Annotated in this window: 17 protein-coding genes and 1 pseudogene; 12 read left to right on the top strand and 6 right to left on the bottom strand. The window is 58.4% G+C overall.

Annotated elements, in window-relative coordinates:
- The first annotated feature begins 43 nt into the window (after nucleotides 1-43).
- The 10 genes from ASD32_RS06105 to ASD32_RS06060 all read left to right on the top strand — a co-directional run bounded on the left by ASD32_RS06105 (nucleotide 44) and on the right by ASD32_RS06060 (nucleotide 9255).
- Nucleotides 44-940 (top strand): sugar ABC transporter permease, encoded by an 897-nt coding sequence (locus ASD32_RS06105; protein ID WP_060637232.1) that lies wholly within the window; start codon nucleotides 44-46, stop codon nucleotides 938-940.
- Nucleotides 940-1806 carry a carbohydrate ABC transporter permease gene (locus ASD32_RS06100; protein WP_060637132.1) on the top strand — a complete coding sequence of 289 codons (867 nt, stop codon included), beginning with the start codon at nucleotides 940-942 and terminating at the stop codon, nucleotides 1804-1806. The genes ASD32_RS06105 and ASD32_RS06100 overlap by 1 nt, the downstream gene beginning before the upstream one ends.
- A gap of 3 nt (nucleotides 1807-1809) precedes the next feature.
- Nucleotides 1810-2907 carry a sn-glycerol-3-phosphate ABC transporter ATP-binding protein UgpC gene (gene ugpC, locus ASD32_RS06095; protein WP_060637131.1) on the top strand — a complete coding sequence of 366 codons (1098 nt, stop codon included), beginning with the start codon at nucleotides 1810-1812 and terminating at the stop codon, nucleotides 2905-2907.
- A 10-nt stretch (nucleotides 2908-2917) separates the two neighbouring features.
- Nucleotides 2918-4030: a mandelate racemase/muconate lactonizing enzyme family protein gene (locus ASD32_RS06090; RefSeq protein WP_060637130.1), complete on the top strand. Its 1113-nt coding sequence runs from the start codon at nucleotides 2918-2920 to the stop codon at nucleotides 4028-4030.
- A 12-nt stretch (nucleotides 4031-4042) separates the two neighbouring features.
- Nucleotides 4043-4372: an L-rhamnose mutarotase gene (locus tag ASD32_RS06085; RefSeq protein ID WP_060637129.1), complete on the top strand. Its 330-nt coding sequence runs from the start codon at nucleotides 4043-4045 to the stop codon at nucleotides 4370-4372.
- Nucleotides 4373-4753: 381 nt separating this feature from the next.
- Nucleotides 4754-5833: a Gfo/Idh/MocA family oxidoreductase gene (locus ASD32_RS06080; protein ID WP_060637128.1), complete on the top strand. Its 1080-nt coding sequence runs from the start codon at nucleotides 4754-4756 to the stop codon at nucleotides 5831-5833.
- Entirely contained in the window at nucleotides 5830-6279 is a 450-nt protein-coding gene (locus tag ASD32_RS06075; RefSeq protein ID WP_060637127.1) for a MaoC/PaaZ C-terminal domain-containing protein, read from the top strand. The genes ASD32_RS06080 and ASD32_RS06075 overlap by 4 nt, the downstream gene beginning before the upstream one ends.
- Nucleotides 6280-6293: 14 nt before the next feature.
- A complete protein-coding gene (locus tag ASD32_RS06070) occupies nucleotides 6294-7028 on the top strand; it encodes an SDR family oxidoreductase (protein WP_060637126.1) in 735 nt (244 codons plus the stop codon).
- 23 nt (nucleotides 7029-7051) lie between these two features.
- A complete protein-coding gene (locus tag ASD32_RS06065) occupies nucleotides 7052-7897 on the top strand; it encodes a fumarylacetoacetate hydrolase family protein (RefSeq protein WP_060637125.1) in 846 nt (281 codons plus the stop codon).
- A gap of 80 nt (nucleotides 7898-7977) precedes the next feature.
- Entirely contained in the window at nucleotides 7978-9255 is a 1278-nt protein-coding gene (locus tag ASD32_RS06060) for an L-fuconate dehydratase (RefSeq protein ID WP_060637124.1), read from the top strand.
- A gap of 34 nt (nucleotides 9256-9289) precedes the next feature.
- Here ASD32_RS06060 and ASD32_RS06055 read toward each other — a convergent pair whose 3' ends face one another.
- Complete coding sequence (locus ASD32_RS06055) at nucleotides 9290-10333, bottom strand: class I SAM-dependent methyltransferase (protein ID WP_060637123.1); 1044 nt, start codon at nucleotides 10331-10333, stop codon at nucleotides 9290-9292.
- A 306-nt stretch (nucleotides 10334-10639) separates the two neighbouring features.
- Here ASD32_RS06055 and ASD32_RS06050 point away from each other — a divergent pair, with 306 nt between their 5' ends.
- On the top strand, nucleotides 10640-12637 hold the full coding sequence (locus ASD32_RS06050; protein WP_060637122.1) for an EAL domain-containing protein: 1998 nt from the start codon (nucleotides 10640-10642) through the stop codon (nucleotides 12635-12637).
- Between the two features lie 41 nt (nucleotides 12638-12678).
- Here ASD32_RS06050 and repC read toward each other — a convergent pair whose 3' ends face one another.
- The 4 genes from repC to ASD32_RS06030 all read right to left on the bottom strand — a co-directional run bounded on the left by repC (nucleotide 12679) and on the right by ASD32_RS06030 (nucleotide 17558).
- Nucleotides 12679-13893 carry a plasmid replication protein RepC gene (gene repC / locus ASD32_RS06045; RefSeq protein WP_060637121.1) on the bottom strand — a complete coding sequence of 405 codons (1215 nt, stop codon included), beginning with the start codon at nucleotides 13891-13893 and terminating at the stop codon, nucleotides 12679-12681.
- Nucleotides 13894-14047: 154 nt separating this feature from the next.
- Nucleotides 14048-15073: a plasmid partitioning protein RepB gene (repB, locus tag ASD32_RS06040; RefSeq protein WP_060637120.1), complete on the bottom strand. Its 1026-nt coding sequence runs from the start codon at nucleotides 15071-15073 to the stop codon at nucleotides 14048-14050.
- Nucleotides 15074-15076: 3 nt separating this feature from the next.
- The gene (gene repA, locus ASD32_RS06035; protein ID WP_060637119.1) at nucleotides 15077-16276 is read right to left on the bottom strand and encodes a plasmid partitioning protein RepA; all 1200 of its coding nucleotides are present in this window, start codon (nucleotides 16274-16276) and stop codon (nucleotides 15077-15079) included.
- Between the two features lie 853 nt (nucleotides 16277-17129).
- Nucleotides 17130-17558: a helix-turn-helix transcriptional regulator gene (locus ASD32_RS06030; protein ID WP_348270735.1), complete on the bottom strand. Its 429-nt coding sequence runs from the start codon at nucleotides 17556-17558 to the stop codon at nucleotides 17130-17132.
- On the opposite strand from ASD32_RS06030, the pseudogene ASD32_RS06025 reads away from it, so the two are divergent.
- Nucleotides 17544-18451: pseudogene (locus tag ASD32_RS06025) on the top strand (LysR family transcriptional regulator). The gene ASD32_RS06030 and the pseudogene ASD32_RS06025 sit on opposite strands and share 15 nt — an antisense overlap.
- A gap of 504 nt (nucleotides 18452-18955) precedes the next feature.
- Here ASD32_RS06025 and ASD32_RS06020 read toward each other — a convergent pair.
- Nucleotides 18956-19375, bottom strand: coding sequence for a hypothetical protein (locus tag ASD32_RS06020; RefSeq protein ID WP_156383076.1), 420 nt, complete (start codon nucleotides 19373-19375; stop codon nucleotides 18956-18958).
- Nucleotides 19376-19524 lie beyond the last annotated feature (149 nt).

Raw genomic sequence — 19524 nt, 5'->3', positions numbered from 1 at the left:
GTGGCGCCGCTTTTCATTTCCGGCGCAAATCAAAGGGCGCGACATGAAACTATCCAGATTATCGGCCCCGGTGCTGCTGCTGTTTCCGGCATTCCTGGTTCTGGCGGCCGTCGTCGTCGTGCCGCTCGCGCTATCCTTCTATTCGAGCTTCACGCCGTTTCGCCTCACAAAGCCGGAATCGCTCTATGTCTTCATCGGGCTGCGCAACTATATCACCGTCATTTCGAGCTGGGATTTCTGGGTCGCGTTCGGACGCACTGTCCTGTTCCTGACGATCGCGCTGAATGCCGAAATGCTGCTCGGTCTCGGCCTTGCGCTCTTGGTCTCCAAGGCCGTGCGCGGTCAGCGGCTGCTGCGCACGCTGATGATGTTTCCAATGATGTTTTCGCCGGTTCTCGTCGGTTTTCAGTTCAAGTTTCTGTTCAACGACAATATCGGCCTGATCAACAACGCCCTGCAATCGCTGGGGCTGACCGACCAGGCGATCCCGTGGCTGATCGACGGCAACCTGGCGCTATTTTCGATCACCGTTGCCGAAGTCTGGTCATCGACCTCGGTGTTCGCAATCCTCATTCTGGCCGGTCTTCTCGCCATGCCGCGCGATCCGATCGAGGCCGCCCATGTCGATGGCTGCACCCCGCTGCAAACTTTCCGCTATGTCACCTGGCCCTATCTGATGCCGTTTGCCTTCATCGCCATGACCATCCGCTCGCTGGATGTGGCGAGAGCCTATGACATCGTCAAGATCATGACCGATGGCGGCCCGGCCAAGCGCACCGAGCTTTTGTGGACGCTGGTCGGACGCACCGCCTATGGCGATGCCCGTATGGGGCTGGCCAATGCCATGGCCTATTTCGCCATCGTCCTGTCGATCCTCTTCACCGTCTATTTCTTCCGCAAGCTCGCAGCCGCGCGCCAGCAGATCGGAGCTGAGTGGTAATGGATATCAATTCGTCCCACCGCCTGCGCAAGCGGCTTTATGCGCTCGTCCATGTCATCACCCTGTTCGTGGCGATGCTGATCATCTGCCTGCCCGGCTTCTGGATCATCCTGTCGTCGCTGCGCCCGACCGTCGAGATCATGGCAAAGCCGCCGGTCTGGATCCCCCAGGATCTGTCGCTTGACGCTTATCGCTCGATGTTTTCAGGCGCAGGCCAGGGCGGCATTCCCGTCTGGTCCTATTTCCGCAACTCGCTGATCGTCTCCATCACGTCGACATTCATTGCGCTGGGGATCGGCATGGCCGGCGGCTACGCTTTTGCGCGCTACAAGTTCAAGGGCAAGTCGGCGATCTTCCTCGGGTTCATGCTGACCCGCGCCGTGCCCGGCATCGCGCTGTCGCTGCCTTTGTTCATGATCTTTGCCCGCACCGGCATCATCGATACGCATTTTGCGCTGATCCTGACCTATGTCGCGCTCAACGTACCCTTCACCATCTGGCTGATCGACGGCTTCTTCAGGCAGGTGCCGAAGGACCTGGCGGAAGCCGCCCAGATCGACGGCTGCACCCGCTGGCAGGCGTTCTGGCAGGTGGAATTTCCGCTGGCCGGTCCCGGCATCGCATCCGCTGGTATCTTCGCCTTTCTCATCTCCTGGAACGAATATGCGCTGGCCTCGCAGATCACCCGCTCGGTGAACTCCAAGACGTTGCCGGTCGGCTTGCTCGACTATACCGCCGAGTTCACCATCGACTGGCGCGGCATGTGCGCACTCGCCGTCGTGATGATCATCCCGGCGCTGACACTCACCTTCATCATACAAAAACACCTCGTCTCCGGCCTCACCTTCGGCGCGGTCAAAGGATAAATCATGGCTCCTGTCAGTCTGAAGAAACTGGTCAAGCGCTACGGCGCACTGGAAGTGGTGCACGGCATCGACCTCGAAGTGAAGGACCGTGAGTTCATCGCCCTGGTCGGCCCGTCCGGCTGCGGAAAATCAACGACGCTGCGCATGATCGCGGGCCTCGAAGACGTCAGCGGCGGCACGATCGAGATCGGCGGCAATGTCGTCAACGACCTGCCGCCCCGCGCCCGCAATATCTCGATGGTGTTCCAGTCCTACGCGCTCTATCCGCATATGACGGTGGGCGAAAACATGGGATTTTCGCTGAAGATCGCCGGGCGCCCAGCCGATGAAATCAAGGAGAAGGTGGCCGATGCCGCCGCCATCCTCGATCTCTCGCATCTGCTTGAGCGGCGTCCGTCGCAGCTTTCGGGTGGCCAGCGCCAGCGCGTCGCCATGGGCCGGGCTATCGTCCGGCGCCCGGACGTGTTCCTGTTCGACGAGCCGCTGTCCAATCTCGATGCCAAGCTGCGCACGCAGGTTCGAACCGAAATCAAGAAGCTGCATGCCCGCATGCAGGCGACAATGATCTATGTCACGCATGACCAGGTCGAGGCGATGACGCTGTCAGACCGTATCGTCATCATGCGCGACGGCCATATCGAGCAGATCGGCACGCCGGAAGAGGTGTTCAACCGGCCGCTCACCAAGTTCGTGGCCGGCTTCATCGGCTCGCCGCCGATGAACATGGATGATGTGACGGTGGATGATGGCAAGCTTGTCTTTGCCAGCGGCGCAACGCTGCCAATCCCACCGAAATTCCGCCAGAGCCTCACGGCCGGCCAGAAGCTGACATTCGGCCTGCGGCCGGACGATTTCTTTCCAACGGGCCATGGGCTCAATTCCGGTGATGCCGAGGCGGTCGCCGAACTGGAGCTGCCGGTGTCGATCACCGAGCCGCTGGGCAACGAAACATTGGTCTTTGTCGGTTTCAACGGCCGCGATTGGGTATCGCGCATGCTCAATCCGCGCCCCCTGCCCTCCGGCCAGTCCATCAAGATGAGCTTCGATCTTTCGCAAGCGCACCTGTTCGACCTGACCACCGGCAAGAGCCTGGTACCCTGAGGAAGCTTTGATGGCCCGTATAGAGAGAATTGAACTGCGCATGGTGGACCTTCAGCCGAAGGTGAAGCGGACCGATGCGATCCAGAGCTTTGTCAGCCAGGAAACCCCTTTCGTCACCATCACCGATTCCGATGGCGCAACCGGAACCGGCTATAGCTATACGATCGGCACAGGCGGCTCCTCCGTCATGCGGCTTTTGTCGGACCATCTCGTGCCGCTGTTGATCGGCGCGGATCCCGATTGCATCGAGGCGATCTGGCACAAGCTGGAATTTGCCACGCATGCCACCACGATCGGCCCGATCACGGCGCTGGCGCTCGCGGCTGTCGATACGGCACTCTGGGATCTGCGCGCAAAGAAGCAGAACCTGCCGCTCTGGAAGCTCGCCGGCGGCGCCCGCGACCGTTGCCCGCTCTACACGACCGAGGGTGGCTGGCTGCATATCGACAAGCAGGCGCTGGTCGATGATGCGCTGCAGGCGAAAGCCAAAGGCTTTTCCGGCTCCAAGATCAAGATCGGCCGCCCGCACGGTTCGGAAGATTATGACCGGCTGTCGGCGGTGCGCGCGGCCGTTGGACCGGCCTTCGAGATCATGACCGATTGCAATCAGGGCTTTGCCGTCGATGAGGCGATCCGGCGCGCTGGACGCCTGCAGGAACTGGATCTCGCCTGGATCGAGGAGCCGCTTCCGGCCGACGATCTTGACGGCCATATCCGGCTTTCGCGCTCGACCACGACGCCGATTGCCGTCGGCGAATCGATGTATTCGATCCGCCATTTCCGTGAATATATGCAAAAGGGCGCCTGCTCGATCGTTCAGGTCGATGTTGCCCGCATCGGCGGCATCACGCCATGGCTGAAGGTTGCGCATGCAGCCGAAGCCTTCGATATTCCAGTCTGCCCGCATTTTCTGATGGAGCTGCATGTCAGCCTCGTTTGCGCCGTACAGAACGGCAAATATGTCGAGTATATTCCGCAGCTCGACGACCTGACGGACAAGCGCATGGAGATCGTCGATGGCAAGGCGCTGGCACCATCCGAGCCGGGCATCGGCATTTCCTGGGATTGGGATGCGGTCAAATCGCGCTCGGTCGAAGAATTCACCCGCGAATTCCGGGCCTGACGGGAGACGGCGATGCAGCGCATGAGCATGGTGATCGGGCTTGAGCCCACCAAGATCGCGGAATACCGGCGGCTGCATGCAGCCGTGTGGCCGGAAATCCTGGACCTGATCTCGGACTGCAACATCACCAACTACTCGATCTTCCTGAAGGAGCCGGAAAACCTGCTGTTCGGCTACTGGGAATATACCGGCTCCGACTTCGACGCCGATATGGCGAAGATGGCGGCGCATCCGAAAAACAAGGAATGGTGGTCGGTCTGCATGCCCTGCCAAAAGCCGCTGTCCACACGCAAAGACGGGGAGTGGTGGGCAATGATGGAAGAGGTTTTTCATCATGATTGAGATGTTTGGCCGAATTCACTCACAGGGAAAGGGCAATCGCATATGGCCCTCGGCGTCCTCCCTCTTCTCCCCAGCGGGGAGAAGGTGGCGTGAAACGCCGGATGAGGGGGGCCGAAGGCCACCTCACCCTGGCTCCGGCTCCGCCGAAGCCCCCCTCATCGCCTCGCATCCGCTCGGCACTTCTCCCCGCTGGGGAGAAGAGGGAGATCGTTGCCCGGCGACTTCATTCCACATCAGCCGGTCGCCCTTTACCTCCCCCTTGAGGGGGGAGGTCGCACGGCACGCGCGGGTGGGGGTGATCGCCACAAGCTCTGCGTTCGCGGCCGTCACCCCACCCCGGACCTACGGTCCTGCCCTCCCCCTCAAGGAGAGGGTAACGACATGATCTTCGATCCCACAACGCTGCGCCAATGGTGGCCAAAGCCTAATGCCCCGCGTCCCATTGTTATTTTCGGCGCCGGCAGCATCGTTGGCGATGCGCATTTGCCGGCTTATAGGAATGCCGGTTTTCCGGTTGCGGGGGTTTACGATCCGGATTCCGGAAAGGCCCGTGTATTGGCGGAAACATGGGGCATCCGTGCGTTTGCGGATGAAAACGAAGCTCTCGCAGTCCAGGGCGCCATTTTCGACCTCGCTACGCCCCCCGCAACACATGCCGCCATCCTGTCGAAACTGCCGATTGGCGCTGCCGCGCTCATTCAGAAGCCGATGGGCGCGGACCTTGCCGCCGCAACCGAAATCCTGACGATCTGCCGCACGCGCCAGCTAAAGGCGGCCGTCAATTTCCAGCTGCGGTTTGCGCCGATGATGCTGGCTCTCAAAGATGCTGTCGATCGTGGTTTTCTCGGCGAGATCGTCGATTTCGACGCTTGGCTGGCGCTCGCCACGCCGTGGGGACTATGGCCTTTTTTGAAAGGTCTGCCACGGATCGAAATCGCCATGCACTCCATTCATTACTTTGATTTCATCCGGGGTCTGATCGGCAATCCACGCGGTGTCCACGCCAAAACCATGGGTCATCCCAACCATGACGTCGCCCAGACCCGCACGGCGGCCATTCTCGTTTATGGCGACAGGCTGCGCTGCGTTCTGTCCGTCAATCACGACCATGATTTCGGCCGCAAGTTCCAGGCCTGCGAGTTTCGCATTTCCGGCACCAAGGGCGCTGCCTATGTCAAGCTGGGCGTCAATCTCGACTATCCGCGCGGCGAGCCGGACGAGCTCTGGATCCGCCCTGCCGGTGGTGAGGAATGGATTTCCGTACCGTTGCAGGGCGCATGGTTTCCCGATGCCTTTGCCAATCGCATGGCCAACCTGCAGCGCTTTGCCACCGGCGAGGACGATGTCCTGATCGGCTCCGTCGAAGATGCCTGGCAAACCATGGCTCTGGTCGAGGCCGCCTATCAATCCAGTGCGCAGCCGGCGACGCCGCTTGCGCCCTTGCCGAGGTTTGAACCGTGAGCGAACAGATCATCCATTTCGAAGACTATGAAACCGGCTCCGTCAGGCTGACCACCGGCCGTACCATTACCGAGACCGATTTCGTCGTGCATGCCGGCCATACCGGTGATTTCTTCCCGCATCACATGGATGCGGAATTTGCCAAGACCCTGCCCGGCGGCCAGCGTATCGCCCATGGTACGATGATCTTTTCCATCGGCGTCGGCCTCACCGCATCGCTGATCAATCCCGTCGCATTTTCCTACGGCTATGATCGATTGCGTTTCGTCCGTCCGGTCCATATCGGTGATACCATCCGCACGCGCGTCACGATCGCGGCCAAGGATGACGACCCGAAACGGCCGGCATCCGGCCGTGTCACTGAACGCTGCGAAGTCATCAACCAACGGGACGAAGTCGTGCTCGCCGCCGATCACATTCTTATCGTCGAACGCAAGAAAACCTAAAAGAGGCTAATGACATGACCGCCAATCTGACCGGCAAGAAAGTCCTGATCACCGCTGCAGCCCAAGGCATCGGCCAGGCCTCGGCCCTCGCCTTCGCCCGTGCGGGTGCCACCGTCCATGCCACCGACATCAATGCCGAGGCGCTTGCTAAGCTCGGCAATGAGCCGGGTGTTACCACCCACATTCTCAATGTGCTGGAAGCCGATGCGGTCTCAAAGCTGGTCGCCGAAATCGGCGATATCGACGTTCTGTTCAACTGCGCCGGCGTCGTTCATGGCGGCTCGGTTCTGGAGATGAAGGATAGCGATCTCGAATTCGCGTTCGACCTCAATGTCAAGGCGATGATCCGCACCATCCGCGCCGTCCTTCCCGGCATGCTGGCGCGTGGCGACGGCTCGATCGTCAACATGTCGTCGGTCGCCTCCAGCATCAAGGGCGTGCCCAACCGCTTTGCCTATGGCGTCACCAAGGCAGCCGTCATCGGCCTGACCAAGGCCATAGCTGCCGATTATGTCGCGCAGGGCATCCGCTGCAATGCCATTTGCCCTGGCACGGTCGAAAGCCCGTCGCTGCAGGAACGCATGCGCTCGCAGGGCGACTACGATACCGCCCGCGCCGCCTTCATCGCCCGCCAGCCGATGGGCCGGCTGGGCACGCCGGAAGAGATCGCCGGCCTCGCGGTCTATCTCGCCGGCGCCACCTATACAACCGGCCAGGCCTACGCCATCGACGGCGGCTGGACGATCTAACGCCCTAAAACAGGAACACCCTTATGAAACTTCTTCGCTATGGTACACCCGGCGCCGAAAAGCCGGCCATTCTCGACGCCGATGGCGCGATCCGTGACCTGTCTGGCCATGTCGCCGATATCGGTGGCAAGGATATCGACCCGGCCACATTGGCCACACTGGCAAATCTCGATCTATCGACCCTGCCGCTGGTCGAGGGCACGCCGCGCATTGGACCTTGCGTTGCCGGAACCGGGAAATTCATCTGCATCGGTCTCAACTATGCCGACCATGCCGCCGAATCCGGCATGGCCGTTCCGCCGGAACCCGTGATCTTCATGAAGGCGACCTCGGCGATCGTCGGCCCGAACGATGACCTCGTCATCCCGCGCGGTTCGGAAAAGACCGATTGGGAAGTCGAACTGGGCGTGGTCATCGGCAAGACGGCCAAATATGTGTCCGAGGCAGACGCCCTCGATTATGTAGCCGGCTATTGCACCGTGCACGACGTTTCCGAACGCGCCTTCCAGATCGAGCGCTCGGGCCAGTGGACCAAGGGCAAATCCTGCGACACATTCGGCCCGATCGGCCCCTGGCTGGTGACGAAGGACGAGGTTGCCGATCCGCAGAATCTCGGGCTCTGGCTGAAGGTCAATGGCGAGACGGTGCAGAACGGCACGACGAAGACCATGGTCTACGGGGCGGCCTTCCTCGTGTCCTATCTCAGCCAGTTCATGTCGCTGCATCCCGGCGACATCATTTCGACAGGGACGCCGCCCGGCGTCGGGATGGGCATGAAGCCGCCACGTTATCTGAAAGCCGGTGATGTCGTCGAACTCGGCATCGAAGGTCTCGGAAGCCAGAAGCAAACCACACGGGCAGATATCTAGAGCCTTGGCCGGTGCGGGATCGCTCGCACCGGCCAGCTCCCATTCACGACCGACGCCGCCATCCATTCCGGAGCAAACCCATGACCCGCATCACCGATCTTCGCGTCTTTGACCTGCGCTTCCCCACCTCGCTGAGCCTGGATGGTTCGGACGCGATGAACCCCGATCCGGATTACTCGGCGGCCTACGTCACTCTCGATACCGATACGGACGGCCTTTCGGGCCACGGGCTGACGTTTACGATCGGCCGCGGCAATGAAATCTGCTGCGCGGCGATCAATGCCATGAAACATCTGGTCATCGGCGCCGAACTTGGCGATATCCTCGCGCATCCCGGAAAGTTCTGGCGGCATCTGACCGGCGACAGCCAGCTGCGCTGGATCGGCCCCGACAAGGGCGCCATGCATCTTGCCACCGGCGCCGTCGTCAATGCCGTCTGGGATTTGCTTGCCAAACAGGCCGGCAAGCCCGTCTGGCGCTTGGTCGCCGACATGCCGGCCGAAGAGATCGCCGATATCGTCGATTACCGCTACCTCACCGACGTGCTTACACGCGACGAAGCGGTCGCCATTCTCAAGCGCGCCGAAGCCGGTAAGGCCGAGCGTATCGCAACGCTCGAGGCGGAAGGCTATGCCTGCTACACGACATCCGCGGGCTGGCTCGGCTATGACGATGACAAACTGCGCCGCCTCTGCCAGGAAGCGATCGATGCCGGCTTCAACCATATCAAGATGAAGGTCGGCCGTGATCTCGATGACGACATCCGCCGCCTGCGTATCGCCCGCGAGGTCATCGGCCCGGATCGTTACCTGATGATCGACGCCAACCAGGTCTGGGAAGTCAACGAAGCCATCGAATGGGTGAACAAGCTCGCCTTTGCCAAGCCATTCTTCATCGAAGAACCGACCAGCCCCGACGATGTTGCCGGACACCGCAAGATCCGAGCAGGCATCGGCGCCGTGAAGGTTGCGACCGGCGAAATGTGCCAGAACCGCATCATGTTCAAACAGTTCATCGCCGAGGGCGCGATCGACATCGTGCAGATCGATTCATGCCGCATGGGTGGGCTGAACGAGGTGCTGGCCGTGCTGCTGATTGCCGCAAAATATGACCTGCCGGTCTGGCCGCATGCCGGCGGCGTCGGCCTTTGCGAATATGTGCAGCACCTGTCGATGATCGACTATGTCGCGGTATCCGGCACCAAGGATGGCCGGGTGATCGAATATGTCGACCACTTGCACGAACATTTCCTGGAGCCCTGCATCATTCAGGACGCCGCCTATATGCCGCCCCAGGCCGCCGGCTTCTCCATCGAGATGAAACAGGCATCCATCGAGCAATATCTGTTCAAGGGTTGATGGATCGGGGCGGCCTGGCCGCCCCTCTCAAGTCTCAGCCGTGTTTGCGGATAATACCGTAGACGATATGGCGGTTTTCACCGAATTCGACACGCGCCTCAACCGCGTTGCGGTCAGCACTGGCGTTGACGATGTTCCACATTTCCGCCTCTGAACGCAGCAGCAATGCCCAGTTCATGAAGGTTTCCATATAGCCGTCATCATCGACGTCGCGCGAGAAATTGGCGAACAGAAACACGCCGTTTGGCTTCAACATATCCAGGCAGGTCTGCGTCAACTTGATCGCCACCTTGTCGGCGAGATAATCGTAGAGACCTGCCGCATAAATGAAGTCGAACTTGCCAAGTGTGTGTGATTTTGTCAAAAGGCCGCGAACGGAGCCGTCGATCGCCTCGACGCAGGTGCCGTTGAAGTCGCGGACCATCGAGCCGACGCTGAGCGGGTCCTGATCGAGGGCCACCCAACGCTTGATCCGCTTTTCGCGCAGAGCAACAGAATTGTCAGCCTCGCGCAAATGGCCGGCCGCGACAGTCAGAATTTCCGTATCCGGACCTTTTTCCGTCGCGATTTCATCGACATAGCGTGTCAGAAGATCGCGCCGTTCGCGCACTGCAACCGGAGATGGCGACTGGCTGGTGTAACCGTAGAGTTCCTTGCCGAGCGGCGAAGCCTTGGCGATTTCCCCCGAAACGCTTGGATGGCCGTAGATGAAGTCGATCAACTGCGCATCGCCGGAATAACCACGCGGCTTCATGAACGACCAGCGCGTGAAGGGATCCTCATGGAAGAAATCGGCGACCGGATGGTTCTGCACGATCGGGATCAGTTCCTGCCAGACATTGTGATGATATTTGCGCCGCGTTTCATGAAGCGTGCCGATCAGGCGATGGATGATCAGCGCGGGGCTCTGCTCATCGGTGATCTGCTGCTGCGCAATCTTCAGCGCCAGCGCGACTTCCACGCGGCCGGTTGCAAGTTGCTCATAGTGAAGATCGGTTTTGGAGGATGAAAGTTCTGTGGTTATGGCCGCAGGGGTGATCAGGCTTTCGCCATCAAAGGCAATCTTAAATTGGGTCACTCGAGCCTCATGCGTTAACGGATCGTTAACACTATGGAGAAAAACGCGTGCAGTGCCAATCAAAATTGCACGTAACCGCATGTCATGGTTAACGTGCTCGCGTAACAGTTGGTTTGATCGCCCGAGCCTGCTAACCTACGGCAAATTCAGGAAAACTTAATGTACGTCGCCTACTGTGCCGAAAAGTGCTGTCTTTTCTTGATGGGCTGCCTCGCTTTCCTGCGCGTGCAAATATCGCGGGTTATGGTCGCAGCCGGAATTTCAGTTCAAGGGTGGAAGGATGCGACGCAACCCCATGGAACGTGCATGAAGCACACGCTGGCCGATGTAGTGGAGATCGACCTCAATGCTGAGCCGTTACGGCCGGCATCGGCGGAGCTTCGCACGCTCTACAAGGAGGAAGGCCAGAACATCCGCCGCCAGGATACGCGTCACGGCATGTGGATCGCGATCGCCGTCTACCTGCTGTTTTCGATCACCGACGTTCTTCTCGTTCCGGACGTCGCAGAATATGTGGTTGCATCCCGTTTCGTCATCGGGACCATTGCCTTCTTCCTGTTGGAAGCCGAGGTTCGCTGGAATGCCAGTGCGGATGTGATTGACACAACCTGCGCCGCCAGCCTGGTTGTTGCCTATGCCGGTTGGCTCTACCCGTCGTTGATGACGGCCGATACCGTCAGCATCTCCTATTACATGGTGTTCGGCGCAATCTTCATGATGAGCGTCAATCTGTTTTTCAGCTTCCAGTTCCGCCTGTCCCTGATTGCCTCAGCCATTATCCTGTTCATTTTCCTGGCTGCGTTGCAGTCTTTTCCGCTGATCGACCACTCCTACAAGCTTGCATTCGGAACATTTTGCATCTCCTGCTTCGTTTTCACCTCCTATGTGAACTGGAAACTGAACAGGGAGCGCTACAAGGTGTTTCTGAATGCTTTCGAGGCGAAGCTTCAGCAAAAAGAGGCGTCGGAGCGCGGCGATGCACTGCTCCGGTTATCAAATACCGACCCGCTGACCGGACTTGAAAACCGCCGCGCCATCGATCAACGGCTCAGGGACTACTGGAGCGACTGGCAGAGATATGGCACCAGTTTTGCGGCCATCCTCATCGATGTCGATTTCTTCAAAAAATACAACGATTGCTACGGCCATCAGGAAGGTGATCGATGCCTTATTCTGGTGGCCGATGCCCTTGCGGATTCGATAAAGCGCTACAATGGCTCGATCGGCCGTTATGGCGGTGAAGAGTTCGTCGTGCTTGCGCGCGTGGACACTCTGGAAGAGGTTGCCGATCTGGCGGAAAACATCTGCCAGACCGTGGAAAGCATGGGCCTGGTGCACCAGCAGCGCCGCGATGGCATGTCGATCGTCACGGTCAGCGTTGGGGCTGCGTTCACCCGGAGCCAGGCCGGCACGAAACTTGAAAAGATCATCCACGAGGCCGATCGCGCCCTGTATGCCGCCAAGGCAAGCGGACGCAACTGCGCGAAGCTGTTCGACCCCAATGATCCGCAAAGCAGCGATGAGAGCGAAAATATTGCGGCCCTCCTGAAAATCGCCACCGGTCAGAACCTCGTATCGCTGGTCTATCAACCGATCCGCAACGTTTCCACCGGCCGCCTCGAGGCGGTCGAGGCTCTGATGCGTTTGAAGATGCTGGATGGAACCGCCGTTTCTCCCGTTCTCTTCATCCCGATCGCAGAGCGAACCGGCGCCATCTTGAACCTTGGATATTGGGCAATCCGCAAAGTCTGTGCCGATCTCCTGATCGACAATCATGTCCGTGTCGTCAGCGTCAACGTGTCGCCAATCCAGCTGAAGACCCCCGGTTTTGCCACATCCGTGGCTGCCATCCTTGGCGATACCGGCGTTGCCGGCGGCAGGCTTGCCTTCGAGATCACCGAGGGCATCGAAATGGAGATGAATTCCGACATCCTGCACTGCATCAGCGATCTGAAGATGCTGGGTATCCGGATCTGGCTCGATGATTTCGGAACGGGTTTTGCCGGTCTCTCCTGGCTGCGTCTTATCGATTTCGATACCGTCAAGATTGATCGTTCCTTCCTGCACGACAGCAGCACCGCAAGGGGTAAGGCCATGCTGCAGGATATTATCGGGCTGGTGCGCAATCGCGGCCACAAAATCCTCGTTGAAGGTGTCGAAACCGACGAACAGCTGGAGCTCATGCGCGAATTTCGCATCGATCATGTTCAAGGCTTTCATGTCGGCCGGCCCGCGCCCCCGGAAGATTTTCACGCGCTTCCCCCGATTGACGATCAGGCGTCCCGGTTGCGAAGGCCAGCCTAGACTGCAAACAGGGCTCTGCGGGCTGGACAAGGCCCCCTGCCCTACCCGGCTTTCCGGTCCCCCGGCGCATTGGCCCGCATCAGCGCCATCAACATTGGCCCGAGGGAAAACTCGCCCTTTTCGGCTCTGCGAGTCAGATCGCGGAGATATCCACCGGCAGAATTGATCTGGCCGCCCCGCTCTAGGATGCAAGCCATCACGGCCGCCGCATTTTCAGGACCGAGAATTTCGCAAGCCTGATGATAGGCGCTGGGACTGACGCCCAACATCGAGCGCACCACCTCCGCGGCAGCCATCAGGTCACGCCAGCTGGAAATACCGCCGCCCGGCCCGTACATGGTGATATCCGGGCATGCCGACAGCACCATGTTGAGTGGGAACGCCTTGACCCGGTCATTCCCACCGTGCCGCCCGGTCACGGAATTTTCCTCCTGCTTCTTTTCGAGAGCAGGTTCAGATTCAGGAATACAGTCGGGATTTGAATTCTGTATGTGGCGCTCATTTTGGGGGGCATTGCCGCTTGTTTTTTGCTGATTAATCTGTGTTTCCAATCGGTTGGCCACCTCGTCGCGCAATGCCTCGATTTCGCCCAGCGCTACCGTCAGCTCAATCGCCCCTGGCTTGCGCGGGAGCGCGCCTAAAAGAGCGCTATAATGCAGATGCGTGCCTGTCCAATCGCCCGCAATCCCCTCCTCCAGCGCCGTTTCGATGAGCTTTGATAGGTCGCGGCTGCAGATGGTCAATCGCTCGCGCAGGCGCTGCGTATGCAGGCGCTCAGCAACAACCTCGTCTGCCAGCCGTTCGATATCATCGGCTCGTGCCAGAAGCGGTGCTAGGGAGAAGCCGAAGGCCTCGTCGATCGAGCCCGCCCGGTCACGGCGCGCATAGCGCTTGCCGTTGGCACTGTCCTTGCGCGACAGAAGCCCCGTCTCGACAAGCACCGCAAGATGCCGGCGCAACGTCTGCTCCGCCATTCCATGGGCACGCAATGATAGCTGCGCATTCGAGGGAAAGACGACGAGGCCGTTGTCCACCGACAGCTCATTCTTCGGATAAAAGCTCAAGAGAGCGTTCATAACCGCCAAAGCACGGTCGGTTATCTGAAGGCGCGAACGTGCCTCGCACAAACTGCGATAGAGTTTCCACTTGTCGACCGACTTTTCCGGCTCGATCTCTTGGGCCAAAACTTGATTTGCCACCATGGCAAGTGTCATCGGCCGCCGCCCAAAGGGCGTCGTCACACTTCCAACCTGCATTTTCTTCACCTTGTAAAAGGCAAAAGAAATTTGCTCACCAAAACGATGCCAAAGACTCTTGACTATGATTCGTGGAAATGTGATTCTCTAGCTGCGAAACTTATGAGAGGGGCTTCCACGACGGAAACGTTTGGGGGCCTTTTTCTTTTGCGATTCAGTCTCCTGTTCCTGTTGTCTCTTTCGATTGCACGAAATCGCCGTAAAGCGCGGAAAGCTTCCCTTCCACATAGGCGCCAAAATCCGGCTCGACCGTCTTGTCGAACACCAGTTTCAACGCGTCGCCCGTCTCGGATATTCTCACCGCCTTGCGGCCGGTACCGGCACTCCAAAACGCGCTTCGCGCCTTGTCCCTGCTCTCTCGCAACCGGTCGTAGACCGCCTGGAAGCGCGCGTCTGACGTCAGGCTGTCAAAACCTGCGGCGCGAAGTGATTCGAGCGCTCGCTGCCTCCGGCTCTCGTCTTCGATCAGATCGGCAAGCTCGGCCCAGCGCGTCCGGCCAAAGCCGGGGGCGGCACCAATTGCCTCGATAAGTTCGGCAGGCAGCCGGTTTACCAGCGCGATCATGCGCGACAGGGCAGCCTTATCGACACCCAAAGCGGACATGATGACATCGCGGCTGAAATTGCGTCCTTCCAGGCGTGAGGCAAAGAAGGCGCGTTCGATAAATGTCAGGTCTGTCCGCGCGTTGTTTTCCTGCCCCTGGCTGACAACGAGCTGTTCGTCAGTGAGATCGCGAATGACGGCGCGGATGGGGCCGCCGATCGTCTTGATGGCGGCCAGGCGGCGGTGACCATAGGCAACCTGAAAGCGCCCTTCCCTCTCCGGGTGCGGACGTACAAGGATAGGCACCTGCTGCCCATGTTCGCGAATCTGAGAAACCAGAAGCGCCTGGTCTTGCGAACTCACGCCGAGCCGATCGACAACAAACGAACTGTCGAGTACCGCCGTGTCGAGCTCGACGATCGCCTGCCCCTGAGCAAGCTGCTTCTCCAGCGCATCGACACGTTGTGCCTTCTCATGCACGCCACCCAGCGACTGGGATATGGCGCCAACGGGACTTGCCCGTTTCAACGGCTTTTCAAAACCAGCAAGCGGCCGCGAATTGGCAAACGCAGGCTCATTGTCCACCTGCGGGCTCACATCGGATTCGATCAGGTTAAAAACATTCTTGCGCGCCACGTGTTACTTCCTTCCCCATGTTCGCTTGATCAGATCCTCTATTTCCGTGTTCACGGCCGTGAGGGATTCGAGCGCCCGGTCATAGGTACCTCTGGTGAACTGGTTCCTGTCCACTTCATAAAGCGTCTGCTTGGTCAGCCCAGCATCGGAAATCGCCGTCGATTTGACCATCGAATTTTCCAGAACCCGGTTTCCGAAAATCGAGCGCATGAAGCCTGACATCTGCGATTGCGGACCGTCGTTCGGCTCATACCGCGTCACGAGATAGCGCATCCAATCATAGTCCATCGAACCGCCGGCTTCTTCGACGACCGACAGCAGATCCCCGGTCATATGAAGGAACTGGCTCATCGACATCACGTCCAGCATCTGCGGATGCACAGTGATGAGAACTGCCGTCGCCGCGCAGAGCGCTGAGAGCGTCAAGAAGCCCAATTGCGGCGGGCAATCGATCACCACAATGTCGTAGGCGCTTTCGATCTCGGCGAGGCATTCGCCGATACGGGCAAAGAACATCGAATCCGATTGATGCCGGCCGGCCAGAGCCTTGGGGGTTTCATGCTCGAACTCCATCAATTCCAGATTTCCCGGAATGATATGGAGATTGGGCGTATAGGTCGCCCGTACGATGTCCGTCACGTCCCGCCTGGCGCCATCATAACGGATCGCACCGTAAAGCGTTTCATTTTCGCCGACGTCGAATTCCGGCTGATGCCCAAACAGCGCCGAGAGCGATGCCTGCGGATCGAGATCGATGGCAAGAACCCGGTAGCCGCGCAAAGCGAGAAACTGTGCAAGATGCGCCGATGTCGTGGTCTTTCCCGAACCGCCCTTGAAGTTCATCACGGAGATGACCTGGAGCTTTTCACCCTCGCGCCGATGACGGACATATTTGCGAGGCCCCTTCCCGCCTTCGTCGAGAAGATAACGGAGGTTTTCGATATCCTGCACCGAATATTGACGGCGGCCATTGGCCAAGGGCTCAGGCCCATGGCCGTCCGCCACGATCTGACGCAAATATCCCTGGTGGATACCAATGAAATCGGCAGCCTCTGCCGGTGTGAACTGGCGAATATTCTTTTGCGCTGTGGGCGGGAATGTGCGCTGTTGGTGCGCCTGCAACTGGCGCGACAATTCTTCGGCATCAGAGGCGATCAGAGAGCGCAGGCTCTCACCATTTTTATTGCCTGCGATGTTCAACATATTGGCCCCGACTCAATCCGCGCTTATTATTTGATTAGCGCATAAAATGCGCTGATCTCATTAGGCCCGATTCTATCCGGCGTGGCAAAGTCTTTTTCGTTAACGACAGATTAACCAACAGCATCCGGATTCGGGAAGCTGTTGTTGTACAAGTACAACTTCTTTGGAGCGACACCGCTTCGGTGCGGTTAGCAGCGGTTTCCCCAGAATGATTGATTGGCCGCGAGATGGATCACGCCCTGGTTGACCATACGAAAACAACCGGACGAAACCGATCCACCTATGCTTCAAAACTCAGGGTTCCCCCCCATTGGCAACCCGACGGCCTTTTACTGCAACGTTTCGCACGGCGCCGTCTACGACAGAGGGCCACTCACGATCAAGATATTGTACAAAACGCATCGTGATGCAGTCGTGTTTGGCGAAGTCATCCGGATGCATTGGTGTGCCATTTTTTTCTAGGTACGCAGGTGATGCGCAAACTATTCTCCTATCTTCCCCGAGCGACTTCGCTGTGGCAAACCCGCCCTCCAGTCCCAAAGCAAAGGAATTTGGTGCGCTCACTGCAAGAATGGATCAAAAAGGTAGGCAACGGTGCTTGTTCATTATGGGGCGCTAGCTCTTAGATGATGCCCTCGCTAAGTTGCGCCAAAGCGATTGATGCTGTGCGCAGCTATTTGAATGTCATCCGCAACCAATGTGGATGTACGTTACACAGTCCGCCTCCGTTGCTCGCTACGGATACTCTCGCCCGGAGTTACCTAAGTAGCTGAAACTACTGAAATCCAACTGAAACTGTTGATCGTTCCTATCAAGGCGAGCAAATTTCCGAGTCGCCGCGGGCGTGAGCCGTTCATGGGGGGGTGCGAGCAACCGCAAGTGCCTCGACCATGATGGCAAGTCTCTGAAGATCGTCATGGTCAAGAGTTCGCAGTGCAGCCTCGATGCGTTCTTGAAGTAGATGCTCCTTGCTTTCAGTCCGTTTTTCGACTGTCGAACCTACCAGTTCGTCCACGCTGACACCCAAAACTCTTGAAATACGAATTAACGTCGCTAGGTCCGGCTCCCGCCGTCCACTGACGTAATTGCCATAGCGGCGATCGCTCAGGTCGGCACGGCGAGCCACCTCGGCATTCGAAATACCGAGTTTCGCGGCGCGTAAGCGTAAGTTTCTAGCAAATGGCTCCATCCCCACAATTTGTTCATGACAAACCACACGGGTCCATGTACGATATGTTGGTATCAAAACCAACAATATGTAGGATAAATGGAACTGCGCCAACTCACCTACTTCGTCGCTGTTGCCGAGGAGTTGCATTTCGGCAGGGCGGCAGTACGGGTGCATATCGCCCAGCCGGCCCTGTCGACGCAGATCCAGGCGCTGGAGCGGGAGCTGGGCGTGCAGCTGTTTGTCCGTTCGACACGGCGGGTAGAGCTTACGGTTGCCGGCGAGACATTCTATAACCGCAGTGTGCGGATTTTGAGCGATATCGATATGAGTGCGCAAGCGACGCGTTCGGCTGCCGGCAAGACCGTGCGCAAGATCCGGATCGGCACGATCTATCCAGCCACCATCGGCGTGCTTCCAACCTTTCTGTCGAAGATCGCTCGTAAACATCCCGACATCCAGCTGCAGATCCAGAGCGGCTCGACCAGCGATATCATCCGCAGCCTGGAATCCGGCCAGATCAACCTTGGCTTCATCCGGCCCGTGGAGAACATCGGAAGCCTGCGGTTCTTCTCCATGGCGAATGATGAATATCTGCTCGCTGTGGCCAAGGAAAGCCGTCTTGCCAATCTGGCAGAGATCGACATCGAAGACCTGCGCGATCAAAAGATCATCTCGTTTTCGCGCCAGAACCTCTCCTATACAGAGCGGTACTTTGCCGAGATGTTTGCCGAGCACGATCTGGCCCGCAATATCGCCTATAGCTGCGACGACACCTTCGCGCTGATCTCGTTGGTATCAGCAGGCCTTGGCATTGGCTTTGCACCGCAATGGACGAGAGATTTCCCAACCGCAATTTCGAGCTTCGAAAGGTGAGGGGGGTGGATTTCAAGATTGGCATGGGGGTTGCCTGGAATATGAAAGATCCAACGGCCTCGCGGGACGATATCATCGATATTGCCCGCTCGCTGGTCCGGCATCAAAGACCCCCGGCTGAGCTTCGGTGATATGGTGCGAGCCAAGATGCAGGCGCCGAAGCATCCAGCGATCATCAACGACAACTCAGAAGCGGGAGACTATAGTAGTGTGCGCACCAACGATCCACGAAGCTGCATCAAACGGACCTTTGCACCCCCAGCCAGGGTGATCTGTCTGATGAGGACATCATTACTCAGGCACACGCTGTTTATCGAACTGAAACACCAACCGCGCGATCCCGTACTGTGCGTTGGACGCATGGTTCGAGGACAAGGAGGGCAAATTTCGCCGCTTCGCAGGGGGTACTTCGCAGGCTCAGGAACTAGTCGCTCCAGGCTTGCTATTCGCTTGGCTAGCTGGCGGACCTACCACATTGTGCCAAGGCAAAGCACTATGTTCTATAGCTGATGTTGACCTGCGGCGCCGGCGGCGCTTCTCTAATCGGCGGGATGAGGTCAAGCTCTTTTGCGCTTTTCCAGGGCTGGCCGCAGCAATATAGCCGTCCACAATAGTCTCCTTTGCGGTTAGACGGCTCAGCGAGACACCGATACCTCTCTGCATAGGGCAACGATTTCGCAACCGTAGCTGCTGGTCAGTTCAAAGAGGGTCAGTTTGCCAATGAGGATTTCCGCGCGCTTTTCATCGATTGCTTTGCCGTATGCATCGTGGAAGCGTTCGGCTGCTGATTGATGAGGGGACGGGTACAAGGCTGAAAGTCGATCTTGGGTAATATCGGTACATTTGGAGAGGCGTATGTCGAATATAATGTTGCCCAACTGAAAGTCAGTCGCGACAAACGCCACCGTGTCGCTGAGCGTCAATGAGAACTGCTGTCCATCGACCATCTTCAGACCTAATTTCACGACATCGTCCTCGACCGTGATGCCCGTCAGCCCACCATCATGGAACCACGGGTTTTGAAGAAAACCAAGTTCGTCTAGGTGGTAATCCAAGGGCAACTCCCGATTTCAAACGGATGATGCCTAGCGCAATTTGCCCAGAACGCAACGTCGCTTCTGGGGCATTTTCCAGCCGAAAGCGCCGCTATATAGAAGTAGTCGTCTCCTGCGTATATCTTGGCTAGCGTTCAACGTCTTTTCGC

This window comes from Rhizobium sp. Root483D2 (assembly GCF_001426685.1).
GTDB lineage: Bacteria > Pseudomonadota > Alphaproteobacteria > Rhizobiales > Rhizobiaceae > Pararhizobium > Pararhizobium qamdonense.
The sequence above is the reverse complement of the archived record's forward strand: the minus strand, read 5'-3'. Positions and strand labels throughout refer to the sequence as shown.